The organism is Shewanella sp. MSW (assembly GCF_007636515.1).
GTDB lineage: Bacteria > Pseudomonadota > Gammaproteobacteria > Enterobacterales > Shewanellaceae > Shewanella > Shewanella indica.
The window spans coordinates 40,633-56,672 of the sequence record NZ_LVDR01000008.1 but is presented as its reverse complement, the minus strand read 5'-3'; the positions used below and the strand labels follow the sequence as shown (position 1 = coordinate 56,672).

At 54.1% G+C, this 16,040-nt stretch carries 17 protein-coding genes and 1 tRNA gene; 4 read left to right on the top strand and 14 right to left on the bottom strand.

Features of this window, described 5'->3' with window-relative positions:
- Positions 1-34: 34 nt before the first annotated feature.
- Together AYI96_RS10335 and AYI96_RS10330 are read right to left on the bottom strand one after the other, a co-directional pair.
- Positions 35-454 (bottom strand): VOC family protein, encoded by a 420-nt coding sequence (locus tag AYI96_RS10335; protein ID WP_039033140.1) that lies wholly within the window; start codon positions 452-454, stop codon positions 35-37.
- A 51-nt stretch (positions 455-505) separates the two neighbouring features.
- Positions 506-1,108 (bottom strand): NADPH-dependent FMN reductase, encoded by a 603-nt coding sequence (locus AYI96_RS10330; RefSeq protein ID WP_039033141.1) that lies wholly within the window; start codon positions 1,106-1,108, stop codon positions 506-508.
- Between the two features lie 139 nt (positions 1,109-1,247).
- Here AYI96_RS10330 and AYI96_RS10325 point away from each other — a divergent pair, with 139 nt between their 5' ends.
- Complete coding sequence (locus AYI96_RS10325) at positions 1,248-1,886, top strand: helix-turn-helix transcriptional regulator (RefSeq protein WP_039033142.1); 639 nt, start codon at positions 1,248-1,250, stop codon at positions 1,884-1,886.
- On the top strand, positions 1,876-2,589 hold the full coding sequence (locus AYI96_RS10320; RefSeq protein WP_144361565.1) for a pseudouridine synthase: 714 nt from the start codon (positions 1,876-1,878) through the stop codon (positions 2,587-2,589). Before AYI96_RS10325 ends, AYI96_RS10320 begins: the two co-directional genes overlap by 11 nt.
- Before the next feature lie 15 nt (positions 2,590-2,604).
- On the opposite strand, the gene AYI96_RS10315 is transcribed toward AYI96_RS10320, so the two are convergent.
- Positions 2,605-3,687 (bottom strand): methyl-accepting chemotaxis protein, encoded by a 1,083-nt coding sequence (locus AYI96_RS10315; protein ID WP_144361564.1) that lies wholly within the window; start codon positions 3,685-3,687, stop codon positions 2,605-2,607.
- A gap of 136 nt (positions 3,688-3,823) precedes the next feature.
- Positions 3,824-5,359 (bottom strand): MFS transporter, encoded by a 1,536-nt coding sequence (locus tag AYI96_RS10310; RefSeq protein WP_071475811.1) that lies wholly within the window; start codon positions 5,357-5,359, stop codon positions 3,824-3,826.
- 336 nt (positions 5,360-5,695) lie between these two features.
- On the opposite strand from AYI96_RS10310, the gene AYI96_RS10305 reads away from it, so the two are divergent.
- Entirely contained in the window at positions 5,696-5,953 is a 258-nt protein-coding gene (locus tag AYI96_RS10305) for a DUF333 domain-containing protein (RefSeq protein WP_039033146.1), read from the top strand.
- Between the two features lie 24 nt (positions 5,954-5,977).
- On the opposite strand, the gene AYI96_RS10300 is transcribed toward AYI96_RS10305, so the two are convergent.
- On the bottom strand, positions 5,978-6,391 hold the full coding sequence (locus AYI96_RS10300; protein WP_039033147.1) for an acyloxyacyl hydrolase: 414 nt from the start codon (positions 6,389-6,391) through the stop codon (positions 5,978-5,980).
- A gap of 156 nt (positions 6,392-6,547) precedes the next feature.
- On the bottom strand, positions 6,548-7,549 hold the full coding sequence (gene trpS, locus AYI96_RS10295; RefSeq protein ID WP_071475813.1) for a tryptophan--tRNA ligase: 1,002 nt from the start codon (positions 7,547-7,549) through the stop codon (positions 6,548-6,550).
- Positions 7,550-7,884: 335 nt separating this feature from the next.
- Between trpS and AYI96_RS10290 the strand changes: the two genes are divergently transcribed.
- The gene (locus AYI96_RS10290; RefSeq protein WP_082014226.1) at positions 7,885-8,484 is read left to right on the top strand and encodes a HupE/UreJ family protein; all 600 of its coding nucleotides are present in this window, start codon (positions 7,885-7,887) and stop codon (positions 8,482-8,484) included.
- A gap of 74 nt (positions 8,485-8,558) precedes the next feature.
- Here AYI96_RS10290 and AYI96_RS10285 read toward each other — a convergent pair.
- The 8 genes from AYI96_RS10285 to rsmA form a co-directional block, all read right to left on the bottom strand.
- Positions 8,559-8,635, bottom strand: a tRNA-Pro gene (locus AYI96_RS10285).
- Positions 8,636-8,747: 112 nt separating this feature from the next.
- Entirely contained in the window at positions 8,748-9,200 is a 453-nt protein-coding gene (locus AYI96_RS10280) for a SufE family protein (RefSeq protein WP_039033149.1), read from the bottom strand.
- 3 nt (positions 9,201-9,203) lie between these two features.
- Positions 9,204-10,418, bottom strand: a complete 1,215-nt coding sequence (locus AYI96_RS10275) for an aminotransferase class V-fold PLP-dependent enzyme (RefSeq protein ID WP_144361563.1) — start codon at positions 10,416-10,418, stop codon at positions 9,204-9,206.
- A 79-nt stretch (positions 10,419-10,497) separates the two neighbouring features.
- The gene (locus AYI96_RS10270; RefSeq protein WP_144361562.1) at positions 10,498-11,538 is read right to left on the bottom strand and encodes an NADP(H)-dependent aldo-keto reductase; all 1,041 of its coding nucleotides are present in this window, start codon (positions 11,536-11,538) and stop codon (positions 10,498-10,500) included.
- Positions 11,539-11,839: 301 nt separating this feature from the next.
- Complete coding sequence (locus AYI96_RS10265; RefSeq protein WP_144361561.1) at positions 11,840-13,861, bottom strand: methyl-accepting chemotaxis protein; 2,022 nt, start codon at positions 13,859-13,861, stop codon at positions 11,840-11,842.
- 97 nt (positions 13,862-13,958) lie between these two features.
- Positions 13,959-14,780 (bottom strand): symmetrical bis(5'-nucleosyl)-tetraphosphatase, encoded by an 822-nt coding sequence (locus AYI96_RS10260; protein ID WP_039033153.1) that lies wholly within the window; start codon positions 14,778-14,780, stop codon positions 13,959-13,961.
- 13 nt (positions 14,781-14,793) lie between these two features.
- A complete protein-coding gene (apaG, locus tag AYI96_RS10255; RefSeq protein WP_101095426.1) occupies positions 14,794-15,174 on the bottom strand; it encodes a Co2+/Mg2+ efflux protein ApaG in 381 nt (126 codons plus the stop codon).
- Between the two features lie 59 nt (positions 15,175-15,233).
- Positions 15,234-16,040, bottom strand: a complete 807-nt coding sequence (gene rsmA / locus AYI96_RS10250; RefSeq protein WP_071475818.1) for a 16S rRNA (adenine(1518)-N(6)/adenine(1519)-N(6))-dimethyltransferase RsmA — start codon at positions 16,038-16,040, stop codon at positions 15,234-15,236.

The window sequence follows — 16,040 nt, the reverse complement described above, 5'->3', positions numbered from 1 at the left end:
GCGAGGGAGCCTGTAAGGCTATTTATGACTGCCCTTAGCTAGGGCGATTGCGCTGTTTTGGCAGATCGCTCAGGTACTGGACAAACTCCACTTCAAACCCGGCCGGGTCGATAAAGTACACATTGCGGCGCCAGGGCTCGTCAGCACCGTCTTTATCTATGCTATAGCCTGCGTCCTGCAGGCGCTTGATCACCCCGTCAATGTCTGCTGTGACAAAGGCGAAGTGGGCCAGCCCGGGTTGATGACCGCTCAAGTCGCGGTTATTGCCTTCGCCATTATCGCTGAAAGCCAGGTATTGATAGTCATCACCGAAGTGGAGCCATTTTCGTGGCTTGCCATACCAGCTTCCTTCTCCTTGGCAGCGGATCTGCCAGTGAGGAAAGGCGGCGCGGTAAAAATCCAGGGTCTTGGGGAGGTCAGCGACCACCAGGTTCAGATGTTCCAGTTGTATCATTTGCGTTCTCCTTGGTATTTGCCCTTTTTCCTTCTTATTCGGGCCTTTTGTTTACATGCCGTAGCAATATTCCTGTTGTTTGGGAAAGGGGGCGTCCCTGTGGGCAAAACGTATCTGTGCCAGTGCTGCTGCATACTGGGCCAACATATGCAGGCTGTAGCCGATCCTTTCTCTTAATCTGGCATCGCGGATGCTGTCGCATTCGGGGTTGAGCATTTTCTCGACATCGCGGACGATCAAATGATCCGGCACCGCCACCAGTTTGTTGTTTTTCATGGCGTTCATTCTCAATTCACTGATGGGATAGGCGCCGCTTATGCCTGAGACAACTGCAACCAGCAGCACAGGCTTATGGGCCGTATGTTGGCTGTCACACATCAGTAGAAAGTTCTTCAACAAAGGTGTCGCCATGCCGCCCCATTCCGGAGTGATAAGCACCAGAGCATCGGCTGCTGTCACCTTGGCTTCTATCCGTTGCCAGTCGGCGCCCTTGTGTTGTTGTTCACCATCCCAGAAGGGAAGATTGAAACCGCAGAGCTCCAAATGCTCCGCCTCTGCGAGCTGCTTGGTCTTTATTTCCCGGGTGATGAATTCTGCGACCTTGGCACTCTGGGATTGGAAACGTTGGCTGGCGCTGACGACTAGGTATTTCATGTTAAGTAAACCTTTTTGTTTATTTATTGTTTTATAAGGTATGTGCTTTACTTAATAATGTAAAGATAAAATAAACAAAAAAGTTTATTTATTCTGGATGCGGCGTCCTGATCCGGGCATAATCAGCGCTGGAGGTGCCATGAAGACCACAGACAAGATAGTCGACATTCTCAAGTTGAACGGAGCCCAGACGGCCCAGAGCCTGGCCGCTGAGCTGGGGCTGACCAGTATGGGGGTGCGTCAACATCTGCAAGCCCTTGAAGCCGAGGGGCTGGTGCGGACAGAAGATAGAGCCGAAGGCCGCGGCAGGCCTGCGCGTTATTGGACGTTGACCGAGCAAAGTCGCTCGCTGTTTGCCGACCGTCACGATGAGTTGAGTCTGCAGCTGATAACTTCAGTGCGTCAGGTCTTTGGTGACGAGGGCTTGGATAAACTCATCAGTCACAGGGAGCAGCAAAGCCTCGAGAGCTATTCGAGCCAGATGGCCGCTGCCGCTTCCCTGGCCGACAAGCTGGAATGCCTGGCCGAGATCCGAAGCCGTGAAGGCTATATGGCGCAGATTGAAGCGGACAGTACCGGCTTTTGGCTGCTGGAAAACCATTGCCCCATTTGTGCGGCGGCCACGAGTTGCCAGAATTTTTGTCGCTCTGAGTTGGCGCTGTTCCGGCAGTTGCTGGGGCCCGAAGTGGAGATCAGTCGCCGCGAACATATCCTGGATGGTTCACGTCGCTGTGCTTATCGGATTGAAGCTAAAGGCGCCTTAAACGATGCGCAGTAAGAGGGGACGACTGGACAGGTTTCTCGCCGGGCAGCTGAATATTCCCCGTAAACAGGCCAGGCAATTGCTTGCCGATGGCCGGGTTTGGCTCGATGACGAGCAGGTGTTTGCCGCAGACAGGCTTATCCATGAGTTCAGTCATATTCGTCTCGATGGGCAATGGCTGCAGCGGCAAAACCCTGTCTATTGGATGCTGAACAAGCCTGCCGGAGTAGTGAGCGCCACCCAAGATCCCGAGCATAAAACCGTGCTCGACTGCCTGCCCCCGGCAGCATTGGTGCCGGGGCTGCATATCGCCGGCCGCCTGGATAAACAGAGTACCGGGCTGGTACTGCTCAGCAATGACAGCCGCTGGACCCAGGCGTTGACCCTGCCTTCATCGAGCAAGGCCAAGCGTTATCGGGTGCGTCTGGCCAATCCGCTGGATGACACTTATATCGAGGCTTTCAGGGACGGATTTTTCTTTGAGTTTGAAAACGTCATCACAGCGCCGGCCGAGCTGAAAATGTTGGCAAGCCATGAGGCCGAGGTGATACTCACCGAAGGCAAGTATCACCAGATAAAACGCATGTTCGGCCGCTTTCGTAACCCTGTGCTGGCGCTGCATCGCAGCCAGATAGGTCAGATAATGCTGGATGACTCTCTGGCCGAGGGCGAAGCCAGAGAGTTGACCCGGGAAGAGGTGGAATCGGTCGCTTACTGACGATTTTACTGACGGCTACTGAACTGCGGCGATAATGCTATCTATGGCAAGTACCACCTGCATACTGGCATCTTCCATCCGTTGCAGTGCCATTACCTGCTCTGTGGTGTTGCCGGCTGCGGCCTGTTGCAGCGCCAGGCGGCCACTTTCGTGCACCAATGCATGCGGCGCTTCCAACTCGCGGAACCCCGGGAGTGAGCTATAGAGGCTGGCGCCTTGTCCTTCGTAGTACCACTTACCCAAACGGCAGTCATGGTGGCTGTTTACCGGCTGATCAAAACACTGGTTTTGCAGCAGTTCATAGATATTCTGCTTCCATACCGCATGATCCAGCTTGGTGGTGTTGAGGAAAGACACTGTCGCGGCATGGCTGATCACCTGTTGCATCTGCGCCGATTGCGCCAATACCTGAGTGACCACTGTGTCTATCTGCACCGCCGAGCTGGCCACTTCATCGGCGCAGCCTTGGTTGTCATCTGTCAGGGTTCGTATGCTTTCTGACTGAGTGATGATCTGTTGCACCAACTGCTCTATCTGTTGGCTGGCGTCACTGGCCTTGGCCGCCAACTGCCGGACTTCATCGGCCACCACCGCAAAGCCGCGACCTGCCTCTCCGGCGCGGGCGGCTTCGATGGCGGCATTGAGTGCCAACAGGTTGGTCTGTGCCGAAATGCCCTGAATGGCGCTGACAAACTGGCTGATGCTTTGGGTACTGGTATCCAGCTGCGCCACTGTTCCCAGGCTATGCTGTGACTGAGAACTGAGCAGATGGGCTCGCTCTCCCAATCTGGTCACGGCGCTGCGGGTTTGCTCGAACAGGGCGTTGAGTTGCTCCAGTTTGCTTTGCTCCTCAAGCAGACGTCCGGCGTCTTCGGCCATGGCCTCGCGTACCGATTGCAACATGAGCCCGCCCTGGTTCTGGCAGGCCAACATGGCGGCAAGGTCGTGGTTTTGCGCCAGTGCCTGGTCCCTTTCCTGTTTAAGCTGCCCCAGTTGCAACTGCAATTGCTCCAGTGTCGCCTGGTGCTGCTGGCTCTGTTCATCGAGCTGCTGTTTCAATGAATCTATCTGCCGGTGAAGATGATGGTTAAAAAGCATAAAACTTCCTTGGATACAAATAGTTGCATTCTATTTATGGCTATTTTAAGCATAGACTTTGGCCTGTTCCCTTGGCGGGATCAAGCTCTCATTTACAATCAATATAAAAAACGCCACCCTGAGGTGGCGTTTCCAATCAGGCTTGGGCCTGCTGCATTCTCAGCAGCCACTTACCGTAGATATAGATGCCGACGGCGGAAATGGTGCCTATGGCGCCTATGATGTACCAGGCCATGCCTATGTTGTGGCTCTGGTAGAGGATCTCAGTCAGCTCGCGGCCACTTTGGCCGGTGAACTCAACCAGTTTATGAAAGGCTTCCCCCTGCGGAATGGCGGCTACATCCTTCTGTGACATGCCCTTATCCAGCAGCATCTCACGGGAGAAGATCTCTTTGGAGGCAAAGATCTCATAGAGTTTGGGGCCGAAATAGCCTTCCAGGCCCCAGCCTATGCCCTGTGGCAACATCACAAAGCCGAGGTACATGGCCTTCTTGCCTTCGGGGGCGATATTGCCCATAAATTCGTTCTTCTTCGGGCTTATCATCATTTCGCCGAGGGAGAACATGGCGATAGCCAACACGATAAACCAGGCCGCATGGGTGGCACCGATCAACACAAAGGCAAATATAGACAGCAGACAGCCGGCCAGCATGGCGCTGGTGATACGGTACTTGGCGGTCAGAGCGGCTATCAGGAAGCAGCTGGTCATAATCAGACCCGCGTTGAGGTTGAGCATGCCTTCCGGCATGACCTTGGTACCTTCGTTGTTCAGCCCGAGCCAGAATTGCAGTATGCCGTTGCTGGTGCCTTCAGGGCCAAACAGGCTGGTGACAATCACGCTGGTATCCACCCATTCGGCAATATGAATAGGCAGCACGTCAAACAGGGAGTTGAATAGGAACCAGAAGCCGGAAAACACCAGCATATAGTAGATGACTACCGGCTTTTTCAGTTCGCTCCAGGCATCTTTCCAAAGCATTTCCTGCTTGAGTTCACCGGACTTGATCTTACGTTGCCGTTCCAGGCGTTGCTCTTTACCCGGTTCTTTGTACGTCAGCAGGAACAGGAAGTTGAGCGAGATAATGGCGGCGCAGGCGTAGAACACATTGTCCCAGGACAGCTGCCGCATATGCACCGCCACTAAGGGGCCAAGGAAGCCACCGATATTTACCACCTGATAGAAGATACCCCAGGCCATGGAGGTGTTGTTACGGTTGGTGGACAGCACCAGCGTTCCCTGGATGCCGGGCTTGAAGATGCCGGTACCGGCCGCCAGCAGCATGGCACCGAACAAAAAGCCCCAGAAGCTGGGGAAGAAGGCCATACAGAGGTAGCCACAGATCTTGATGATGGTTGAGGCAAAGATGGTCTCTTTGTAGCCCACTCTATCTGAGAGCCCGCCGGTAAATACCGGCACAAAGGTCTGCAGCAAGGCCCAGAGTGAAATAATGATGCCGTAATCGCTGAGGCTGATACCTAGGCCGCCTTCGGAAGCCGGCGCCTTGGCATAGAGTCCGGCACTGGCCTTAACGCCGTAGTAGGCGATACGTTCAACCAGTTCCATACCGCCGACCAGCCAGAAGATATAGCTTAAACTGGCGATGGAGGCCCACATTCCCAGTTGCTTGACTTCGCGCAGGTCATTGCCTGCACAGGAGTTGGAGTCGCTCATACTCTTCCCTTGTCTGTATTATTATGTTTGTAGGTCTTTTATCAATTGCAGGCTAATGCCTTGTATCAAAAAAGGTGATAACCGCGACACTTTACCCGCTTTACTGTCAAACACCAAAAAACAAGCCTGATCAAATTGGAAAAATCATGTTCTGCCTGGCAAAAATTGCTGCTTACTTTTAACAATATTCATAACTTTCAAATCATTAACTTGGATAAGTGGCTCATTCGCTTGCAGACCTTGCTATCTCCTTGTAGCTTGGAGTTTGTTTGAGCTGATACTGGAAAGTCTGCGGTGGCAATTGGGCGCGCCCAAGGGACTGAGCAAGGAGCCAAGATGCGAGTATTAACTGTAATGATTGTGGGCACTGTGCTGCTGTTGGGGGGCTGCTCTGAAGAGGCGGCAAAAACCGGGTCCGAGAGTCTGAAAGATACTGTGGGAAGCCCTAATCCGGCAGCGGTATTTTGTGTCGAATCCGGCGGTAAGCTGGAGCTGGTTCAGGAACAAAAGGGCACTGTAGGCTATTGTCACCTGCCGGATGGCAGCATTGTGGAAGAGTGGGCCTATTTTCGGGCCAATCATCCGCTAAATTGATTGGCCCGATCCCCTAAAAGGGTGTTAGAAACGGTAGCTATAGGCCTGGTTGACAAAGTCGAGCCCTGGGTTGGGTTTGCTGAGGCCCGCATTGGAATAATGCAGGTAGGTGATGGAGCCTGTCTGTTTGCGCTCACGGCCAAATTTGAAGGCAAAGCCTATCCCGGCCTCCAGATAAAAGTCCAGCCATTGTCCCCTCATCAGCGGGTATTTCAATATGGGTGACATGGCCAGCAGATGATTGACATCATGCTGGTTATTTTCGCCGCATTCCCAAAAGTTGATACTGGCTTTCAGGGGCAGTTCAAAATTTCCACTGATAGGTTTCAGGGGATCCAGATACAGCTGATAAGCCAGTTTGCTACCCTTGGCCTGGCCTTCTTCATGGATATAGTTGATTGCCACACTTTGTTCGGCGGCGTTGGCATAGCTTGGCATGATACAGCACTGCAATAAACTGCCCAGTAAAAAACAGCCTGGCTGGATAGCGCTCGCAGTATCAAGGTTAGTATGAGTGCCAACAGGGGGAGTTGTTTCTGTGAGAGGCTCAGCCAAGTGCCGGGCTTATAGACCCTTGGCTGAGTGAACAATCGTTTAGTGAAACAGATTCAGTCCCATGGCGGCTTTGACATCTTGCAGTACGGCATCACTTATGGCTCTGGCTTCTTCCGTACCTTTTTGCAGTATCGCCAGCAGTTGCCCTTTGTCTGCCAGGGCTTGCCTGCGCCGCTCCCGCATGGGCGCGAGTAATTCCTGCAGGCAGTCGTTGAGTATCCTTTTGCACTTCATATCGCCGAGGCCGCCTCGGCGATAATGGGCCTTGAGCTCGGCTACCAAGGGCTTGTCCGGATGGAAGGCATCGAGATAGCTGAATACCGTGTTGCCCTCGACTCTACCCGGATCTTCTACTCTCAGATGGTTGGGATCCGTATACATGGAAAACACCGCTTGCTTGAGTTCATCACTGCTCATTCCCAGTTCTATGGTATTGCCAAGGGATTTGGACATCTTGGCTTTACCGTCGAGCCCCGGGAGGCGGCCTGTGTCACTGAGAATCGCCTGACACTCCTTGAGCACTTCGGCCCCCACCAGATTGTTGAAGCGACGGACGATTTCGTTGCTTTGCTCCAGCATGGGCAACTGATCTTCACCCACAGGCACATGAGTGGCCCGAAAGGCGGTAATATCGGCGGTCTGACTGACGGGGTAGACCAGAAAACCCGCCGGTAGGCTGCGTTCAAAGCCTTTTTGCTGGATCTCCGCCTTGACTGTGGGATTGCGCTCAAGCCGGGCAACCGTCACCAAGTTCAAGTAGATACAGGTGAGTTCCGACAGCGCCGGTAGTGCGCTTTGCAGGCAAAAACGTGTCTTGGCCGGATCCAACCCGGCCGCCAGGTAGTCGGCCATGACTTCGAGAATATTGTCGGTCACCTTGGCCGGGTTATGGCCGTTGTCGGTCAAAGCCTGATAGTCGGCGATCATTACGTTCTGATCGAATTCGTCCTGAACCTGGACTCTTTGCCTGAGCGAACCAACATAGTGGCCGATATGCAGTTTGCCTGTGGGTCTGTCGCCTGTGAGTATGATCTGTTTCATCTTGTTCTCCTTGAGATTGCCGGAGCCATAAGACGTACAGATACACAAAGGCCGCCTTATGGCGGCCCGGAAGATATGATTTTACCTATGTTTAATCCTGACGCCGCCGGTTTGGGCTGCGCCACCAAGTCTGTTGCATGAGCAATGAGTCGATTGGGGAATACATAGGATTAATCAAAAATACATTTAAAGACCCAAGGATAGTAAGTCCTGAGTCTGTGTTATGCAAGTCAATTAAAGTGAGGTTATTTGTCAGGAGTTTGTGCCAGGTCAAGCATTTTTTAACTGTAAGGTATAAGGTTAAAGCATAGTCACTCGGCAAGTGAGAGGTGCTTATGATGCGGTCCTTGTTTGCTGGCAGATCTTGGCTGTTCTTGGGTGTTGGCGCCAGTCTGCTGTTGTCGTTGGGGGTTGTGGGACGCTTTCCCGAGCAGGTGATGCAACTCAACCCACTGATGTTGTTGGCCAGTCTGCTGGTGGCCGTGGGCGTCGGTGTCTGGTCGGCGCAGCTTGGTGGTAAAGCCTTGTGGGCAGTACCTCTCTCCTTTGTGCTGGTGATGTTGGCCGGTACTTTGATGGCGCAAACCTCGGTAGCGCTTATCGTCAGTAAATCCTTTGTCCTCTTGTCCATGTTTGTGCTCGGCATGTTGATTGCCGGTAATATCTGTTTTGCCACCCATATCGCTGCGGCAATGGTTGGCATGTTGGCATTTGCTCATGGCTACACCCTGGGCAGCGCCAATCTGGGTGTAGCCGACTGGACCCTCAGTGGCTCCAACTTGTTCTTGGGCTATCTGGTGGGGATTGGCGCGACGGTGTTGATCCTCAGCATGGTAGGGGAGGTAACCTGTAAAGTGCTGGCTAAGAAACAGCTGCAATACGTGCTCGGCACTTGTCTGTTGCTGGCCGGCTTGATGATGGTTGTGGCAGTGTGACGGGGCAGAAACAACAAGGGCAAGTTCGATGAACCTGCCCTTGAGTCTTTATGCCGCTTGGATAGCGGTTTGATTGGTCGGAGCGACAAGATTCGAACTTGCGACCCCTGCCTCCCGAAGACAGCGCTCTACCGGGCTGAGCTACGCTCCGACTCTGGAACCAGATGGTAAGTGAAGCTTAATTGGAAAAATGCCAACCAGGCCGCAAAATTATTCTCCGATGTGAGCTTGACAGTTGAAGCGCTGAAAAAAGCATCATGGCATTACCCTCGGCTGAGCTCGATGATTCTGCTTATCAGGGCATAGAGGCCGTTGCTGCGTGATGGGCTCAGTTGCCCCTCCAAACCCAGTTGCTTGAGATAAGCCTTGGGCTCAAATTGCGCCAGGGTTTGGCTGTCGCTGTTATTCACAGCATGCAGCAACAGGGCGATCAGCCCCTTGACGATGCGGGCCTCGCTGTCGGCAATAAACAGATGCTTACCATCGATTTGACAGTAATAGAGCCAGGCGGCGCTTTCACAGCCGCGTACCCGGGCGGCTTCAGTTTGCAGCTCGGGTGGCAGGGCCGGTAACAGCTTGGCGCCTTGCATTAACTGGCGGTATCTGTCCTGCCAATTATTGGCCGAGGAGACGGCTTCAAATAAGTCGGCCAGTGGCGCCTGGGTTTGCTTGGCAAACTGGATAAAGTCGGCAGCAGTGAGTGTTTGCTCTGTCATGGTTCAGTATCCCAGTAGTTCGGCGCTTGCCTTCAGGGCATCGAGAAAACGTTTGATATCTTGCTCATCAGTGTAGATCCCCACAGAGGCCCGGCAGCAGCCCTTGATACCCATCAGCGACATCAGTGGCATGGCGCAATGATGGCCGCAGCGTACCGCTATGCCTTGTTGATCCAGCAGTATGCCTACATCCTGGTGATGCTCCCCCTTGAGATTAAAGGCCACGGCGCCCAGATTATCCCCGTGGGCGGCGTAAAGCTCGACCCCGGCAATGGTGGATAACCCCTGTTGCAGCTCGTTCAGCAGTTTTTGTTCGGCAAGCGCCAGGGCTTGTCTGTCCTGCTGTTCGAGAAAGGCGATGGCCTCTCCCAGACCTATGACCTCGGCTATCGGCGGGGTGCCGGCCTCGAGGCGGTTGGGCAAGTCGCCAAATGTACTGTCTTGGAAACTGACGGTTTTTATCATCTCACCGCCGGTCAGTAGTGGCTCCAGGGTGTCCAGCAACTCATAGCGGCCCCAGAGTACGCCTATGCCGCTGGGGCCATACATCTTGTGGCCGGAAAAGGCATAAAAGTCGCACCCCAGTTGCTGCATATCCAGCGGCAGGTGGGCAACGGCCTGGGCACCATCCACCACACTGATGGCACCGGCGGCGCGAATATCCTGACACAGGCCTGCTATGTCATTGACTGTACCCAATACATTGGAGACATGGCTGAGGGCCACCAATTTGGGCTTTTGCTGGAGCAGCAGGCCAAAGGCCGCCTTATCGAGGCGCAGATCTTTATCCAGTGGTATGGGTTCCAGCCTGGCACCACTGCGTTTGGCCAGTTGTTGCCAGGGCAGCAGATTGGCGTGATGAGCGCAGCTGTCGACCAGAATGAGGTCATCTCTGCCAAAGCGCTCGCCAAGGCCCCAGGCCAGCAGGTTGATGGCTTCGGTGGTGCCGTGGGTGAAGATGATCTCTTCCCGCCGGGCGGCATGGATAAAATCTTGCAAGGCATCACGCACAGCTTCGTAGGCCTGGGTCGCCCGGGCGGAAAGCTGATGGGCCGCTCTGTGCACATTGGCGCAATCTTCACGGTAGAAACGCGCCATAGCTTCCAGCACCCGCTGGGGTTTTTGGCTGGTGGCGGCCGTGTCGAGATAGACCAGGGGATAATCCCCCAACATCTGGGTGAGCGCGGGAAACTGGGCGCGCAATTGTGGAGTGCTCATTGCTGTGGATCTTCAATCAAAAGGGCGCACAGATCTTTATGGATTTGTGCGCCCAATGCAAGGCGAAATATCTCAACCCTTAAGGACAGGGCAGGCGAAATCGGCTCGACAGCGAGTTGAGCTCACCGAGCAGTTCATCACTCAGCTTAAGCTGCGAGGCGGCAATGTTCTCCTTTAACTGCTCCAGATTGGTGGCGCCTATGATATTGCTGCCCACAAAGGGACGGGAGTTGACGAATGCCAGTGCCATCTGTGCCGGGCTCAGGTGGAATTTTTGGGCCAGCTTGACGTAGGCCTCGGTGGCCTCAAGCGCCAACTCGGTGCCGGTATAGCGGGCGAAGCGCTTGAACAGGGTCAACCTGGCGCCTGCCGGCCACTGACCGTCGAGGTACTTGCCTGTGAGGGTACCGAAGGCCAATGGCGAGTAGGCCAGCAGTGGTAACTCCTCGCGGTGGCTTATTTCACTCATGCCCACTTCAAAGCTGCGATTCAACAGGTTATAGGGGTTCTGCACGCTGACAATTCGCGGCAGGCCGTGTTTCTCAGCCAGTTGCAGGTATTTCATCAGGCCCCAGGGCGTTTCGTTGGAGACCCCGATATAGCGCACCTTGCCGGCGCGGATCACTTCGCTCAAGGCTTCTAGGGTATCCAGGATGGGAGTCATCGACTCCTGCTCCTGCTGCTCATAGAAGAGTTCGCCGAAGAAGTTACAGTTTCTGTGGGGCCAGTGGATTTGGTAGAGATCGATACAGTCTACGCCCAGGCGCTGCAACGATGCATCCACCGCCAGCTGGATATTGCGCCAGTCCAGTGCCATCTTGCTGCGGATATAGTCACTCTTGCCGCCGGGAGCCGCCACCTTGGTGGCAATCACCAGGTTGTCTCTGTTGCCGCGGGCCTTGAGGTAGGCGCCAAGAATGCGTTCGGTCTCACCCTGAGTCTCGGGTTTTGGCGGCACCGGATACATCTCGGCAGTGTCGATAAAGTTAATCCCTTCGGCTAGGGCCATATCTAACTGGGCGAAGGCCTCGGCCTGGCTGTTTTGCTCGCCCCAGGTCATGGTGCCGAGGCACAGTTTGCTTACTTCCAGAGTAGAGTGGGGGATACGTCTGTATTCCATTGAAAGCTCCCGCTAATTTCCTTATCTGCAAGCTAACAAGCGACAGAGGTTGATTGTCAATAAATAAAACAGGTTTTTGTGTCACTTTTGTTGCTTGTGCCTGTTGCTGTAGGTAGAGGTGAAACACAGAAGTAATCGATGAGGGGAATAACCAATGGTGGATTTATGCCTTATTTGAGCCCCAAAGCCTGGCTCTGCTTTGGAGTCTTTGGGGCGTCAATCCACTGACCTCTGGTTTGAGCGCCGAGTTTTCTCTCTATTCAGACGGTGAAACATTCTCGGCTCCGGCCAACCATTGGCGTTAAACTTTAAACTCGCCAACTGAAGCCTGCAACTCTTCGGCGAGTTGCGCCACCTGATGGCTGGATTGGGCGGTCTGATCGGCGCCTGAGGCGGTTTCTTCCGAGATCAGTGCAATATGTTCCAGTTTTTCTGAAACCTGCTGGCTGACCAGGTTCTGCTCCTGAGCGGCGTTGGCGATTTGGGTGCCGGCATCGAAGGCCTGATGAACAGATTCGCTGATAGCTTCCAGAGCCTGATTGGCTTGCTCTGTCTTGGCGACGCAGGAGTTGGCCTGGGCGCGGCCTTGTTCCATGACAGCGACCGCCTCTTGGGTGCCTGTTTGCAGCACCTGGATCATCTGCTGGATCTCCTGGGTCGATTCCTGGGTGCGGGAGGCGAGGTTGCGTACCTCATCGGCCACAACGGCAAAGCCGCGTCCCTGTTCACCGGCCCTGGCGGCCTCGATGGCGGCGTTGAGAGCCAGTAGATTGGTTTGCTCGGCAATGCCGCGGATCACATCCAGAATCGAGCCAATGGCGTCGCTGTCTGAGTGCACCTTGTTGATCACCTGTCCCGCCTTGGCGACTTCGTCGGCCAGTGCTTCTATGGTGCGGCGGTTTTCCTCGGCAATGATCCGCATATTCTGAGCTTCTTCATCGGCCTGTTTAATCTGGCTCAGGGCGTGATCTGCGCTGTGGGATACCTGCTGGGCACTTGAGCTCAGCTCTGTGGTGGCTGTGGCTACCTGATCTACCTGACTCTTTTGCTCCTGGATCCCGATAGTGGTTTGTGAGGTGACTGCCGAGGTTTGTTCGGCGGCGGCTGCCAACTGGTTGGATCTATCCAAAATGCCGCGAATAAGACCTCTGAGACTGTCGATAAGGCGGTTGCAGTTGCGGGAAAGCTCGGCAAACTCATCCTCGCCTGAGTCATCCAGTTTATGGGTCAAGTCACCGGAAGCGAGGATATTCAATGCTTGATTGATACGGTTGAGTGATGCGGTCAGTGGTTTCACCACGGCAATACTCACGGCTATGGCTACCACAATAGCTACCAGCACCACCAATAGGGTCTGCATACTGGCCGAGTCGATACTGGCCAGGGTTTTGGCATTGATCTCGTTGGTCAGGGTTTCGATGGCCCCGGAAAGGGCTGCCATTGCCTGATTGGCATTTTGTTTGTCGGTTTCCACTTGAGCCAGTGCCACCTGAGTACTGGCCTTGAGTTCAAGTTGGATTGCTTTCTGGGCCTGAATCGAGTTTTTGCCTTTAAGATGCTGGTTGAGTTTGCCAAGCTCGCTGGTCATTTCATTGAGTATGTCGGCATCGATGACACCTGTGCCGTGACGACTGATGTATTCCAGTTTGGCCTCGGCTTCGTTGCTGATATAGCTAAGTTCTTTGACTATGATTTCGTATTTGCTGCGGTCTTCGGTGGCCACCAGATCGTAAACCGTGCTGATCAGATTTGTGACATTGCTGTCCAGTGCTGCGGCAGAAGCGGCAATTTCCCGCTCTGTGGTGTGTTCACTTTGCTCAAGATCCATCAGGTCCAGCAGCAGACTGGCGGCATCATCGGCGGTTGTCTCCAGTTGATCCCGCTGTTTATTGAGGCTTTCCTGCTGTTCCAGCGCACTGAGGTGGTCGGCCATCATGCGTTCGCTGGTGTTGATAAAGGCCTGATAATTGCGCTCTACTTGGGGCAGGATCTCTTTGAGTCCGGGTTCGTGCTGTACCAGTTTCGACAGACTGGCAAATTGCGCCTTGAAGCTTTGCTTTTGACTACCAAACAGTTGTTGGATCGGCGGCAGCTTATTGGCCTTGGGGACATGGTAACCCACCAGAACCAACCTTTGCTGCTCGCTGAGGGTCTCACTCAGCTCGCCGGTTGATTTCAGTGCCGGAATACTCAGTTGTTGTAGAACTTCTGTCGTGTTTTTCAGTTCATTGTTGGTGAACCAGGAAACAGCACCAAGCAGGATCAATAGCAGGGTGACTACGGCAAATCCTGCTATGACCCGGGTTGCTACATTCAACTTCATAGGCTACTCCGGATAAGGTTGTGGTTTTTCTCTTGGAAAAATCTTTTAGTTTTCATAGGCACGTTACCAAATGGTTATCGGCGTATGTCAGCTAAGCTTAACCTTTTTTTAACCTGGATTGGGTAATTTTTTGATCGGTTTCCAGGTGCCAGAGTGTTAGGTGTTCTCCCCAACAGCAGCCGGTATCCAGCGCCTGCAGTCTTTCGCCATCGACCTTGCCCATCAGGGCGGCCCAATGACCAAAGACCCGGGTGTAGTCAGCTGTGTTTGATGGGAATAAAAACCAGGGTTTGAGATTGGGATCTTCGCATTTGGCCGGCGGCACCTTGCAGCTGAAGTCCAGAGCGCCGTCGAGATAGAGGTAACGCATTCGGGTCAGGGCGTTGATACAGTACCTGAGTCTGGGCAGGCCACTGAGCGCACTGGACCAGTCTTCCGGCTCTTCTGTGTACATCCGGGCGATGAGACTGTCTAAATAGTCGGCTCTTTGCAATGCCTGGCTGACGGCGTCCGCTTCCTGTCGCAAGGTTTGGATGTCCCACTGGGGCGGCACGCCTGCGTGGGTCATGATGAGTTTGTGTTCGGGCAACTCACGCATCAAAGGCTGGTTTCTAATCCAGTCGATGAGACTGTCTATATCTGTAGCGTCCAGTAGCGGTTGTAGCTTGTCGCTGGGTTTGGCGCGTTTGAGCCCGGCCTTGACGGCCAGTAAATGCAGGTCATGATTACCCAGCACAGACTTGGCCGAGTCGCCGAGATCGCGGAAGAATCTCAAGGTCGAGAGAGAATCCGGACCGCGGGCGACCAGATCGCCGACCGCCCACAGCTCGTCCTTGGAGGGATTAAAATCGACTTTCTCCAACAGGCGTTGCAACTCGTTGAAACAGCCTTGAATATCGCCGACAAAATAGTGAGCCACAGTTATCTGCCCATTAGTGCACCTGGCCGGGTACAGCCAGGCGGAAAGGAGGGATCTGGGCGTAGAAACTCTCGCCCGAATCGGTTTCCATCAGGTAGCTGCCTTCCATAAAGCCCAGCGGCGTTTCCAGCACTGTGCCGCTGCTGTATTGGTAGGCGGTATTGGGCTTGATCCTCGGAGTTTCGCCGACGACACCAGCACCCTGAACTTCGCTTTGTTGACCATTGCCATCTGTTATCACCCAGTGGCGACTCTTGAGGGTCACCGCCTCATCACCCAGGTTGATAATTGTGATGGTGTAGCTGAAAAGATACTTGTCTTCATCCGGCGCAGACTGGTGTTCTATATACTGGGTCTGCACCTCGACTCTGATACGGCTTTTCTGGGGGTTCATCTTAAGTTCCTGGCCAAAATCTCTGATGGAAAGGAAGGACGCCGACCGGCGTCCGGATGTTATGCCTGGCGGTCGCTCAGTAAGTTGGCGATGGCGACATATTGCTCGACGCTGATCTGCTCGGGTCTGAGGCCGGGATCGATTCCCAGGGTCTCATAATCGGCATCATCAAGCAGCCCCTTGAGGTTATTTCTCAGGGTCTTGCGGCGCATATTGAAGGCGGTGCTGGTTACCTTGCTGAGCATGGCAACGTCTTTGGCCGGCCAGGGTTTGGTTTCATAGGGCACCAGACGCACTACGGCGGAATCTACTTTAGGTGGCGGCGTGAAGCTGCCCGGAGGCACTTCCAGTACCGGCACTACCTGGCAATAGTATTGGGCCATGACGGTGAGGCGGCCATAGGCCTTGCTGCCCGGGCTGGCTGAAAGCCGCAGTACCACCTCTTTTTGCAACATGAAGTGCATGTTGGTGATCTGCTCGGCATATTCAAACAGATGGAACATCAGCGGCGTGGAGATATTGTATGGCAGGTTACCGAAGACCTTGAGCTTCTTGCCCTCGACCATGAGTTTGTTGAAGTCAAACTGCAGGGCATCACCCTGATGGATTTCCAGCTTGTCTTTCAATACCGGGTGCTGCTTCAGACGTTCCACCAGATCTCTATCCAGCTCGACCACGGTCAGCTTGTCTATGGCACTGGCCACAGGTTCGGTCAGGGCCGCAAGACCCGGGCCGATTTCGACCATGACATGCTCATTATCCGGGGCGATAGCCGCCACAATACGGTTGATCACATTGTCGTCGGTCAGGAAGTTTTGTCCGAAACGTTTTCTGGCGGTATGGCCTAAGTGTACTTTATTGCTCAT

What these genes read in the sequence shown, in the direction of transcription:
- AYI96_RS10335 (WP_039033140.1), bottom strand. Translation starts at nt 454, where the DNA reads ATGATACAACTGGAACATCTGAACCTGGTGGTCGCTGACCTCCCCAAG.
- AYI96_RS10330 (WP_039033141.1), bottom strand. Translation starts at nt 1,108, where the DNA reads ATGAAATACCTAGTCGTCAGCGCCAGCCAACGTTTCCAATCCCAGAGT.
- AYI96_RS10325 (WP_039033142.1), top strand. Translation starts at nt 1,248, where the DNA reads ATGAAGACCACAGACAAGATAGTCGACATTCTCAAGTTGAACGGAGCC.
- AYI96_RS10320 (WP_144361565.1), top strand. Translation starts at nt 1,876, where the DNA reads ATGCGCAGTAAGAGGGGACGACTGGACAGGTTTCTCGCCGGGCAGCTG.
- AYI96_RS10315 (WP_144361564.1), bottom strand. Translation starts at nt 3,687, where the DNA reads ATGCTTTTTAACCATCATCTTCACCGGCAGATAGATTCATTGAAACAG.
- AYI96_RS10310 (WP_071475811.1), bottom strand. Translation starts at nt 5,359, where the DNA reads ATGAGCGACTCCAACTCCTGTGCAGGCAATGACCTGCGCGAAGTCAAG.
- AYI96_RS10305 (WP_039033146.1), top strand. Translation starts at nt 5,696, where the DNA reads ATGCGAGTATTAACTGTAATGATTGTGGGCACTGTGCTGCTGTTGGGG.
- AYI96_RS10300 (WP_039033147.1), bottom strand. Translation starts at nt 6,391, where the DNA reads ATGCCAAGCTATGCCAACGCCGCCGAACAAAGTGTGGCAATCAACTAT.
- trpS (WP_071475813.1), bottom strand. Translation starts at nt 7,549, where the DNA reads ATGAAACAGATCATACTCACAGGCGACAGACCCACAGGCAAACTGCAT.
- AYI96_RS10290 (WP_082014226.1), top strand. Translation starts at nt 7,885, where the DNA reads ATGATGCGGTCCTTGTTTGCTGGCAGATCTTGGCTGTTCTTGGGTGTT.
- AYI96_RS10280 (WP_039033149.1), bottom strand. Translation starts at nt 9,200, where the DNA reads ATGACAGAGCAAACACTCACTGCTGCCGACTTTATCCAGTTTGCCAAG.
- AYI96_RS10275 (WP_144361563.1), bottom strand. Translation starts at nt 10,418, where the DNA reads ATGAGCACTCCACAATTGCGCGCCCAGTTTCCCGCGCTCACCCAGATG.
- AYI96_RS10270 (WP_144361562.1), bottom strand. Translation starts at nt 11,538, where the DNA reads ATGGAATACAGACGTATCCCCCACTCTACTCTGGAAGTAAGCAAACTG.
- AYI96_RS10265 (WP_144361561.1), bottom strand. Translation starts at nt 13,861, where the DNA reads ATGAAGTTGAATGTAGCAACCCGGGTCATAGCAGGATTTGCCGTAGTC.
- apaG (WP_101095426.1), bottom strand. Translation starts at nt 15,174, where the DNA reads ATGAACCCCCAGAAAAGCCGTATCAGAGTCGAGGTGCAGACCCAGTAT.
- rsmA (WP_071475818.1), bottom strand. Translation starts at nt 16,040, where the DNA reads ATGAGCAATAAAGTACACTTAGGCCATACCGCCAGAAAACGTTTCGGA.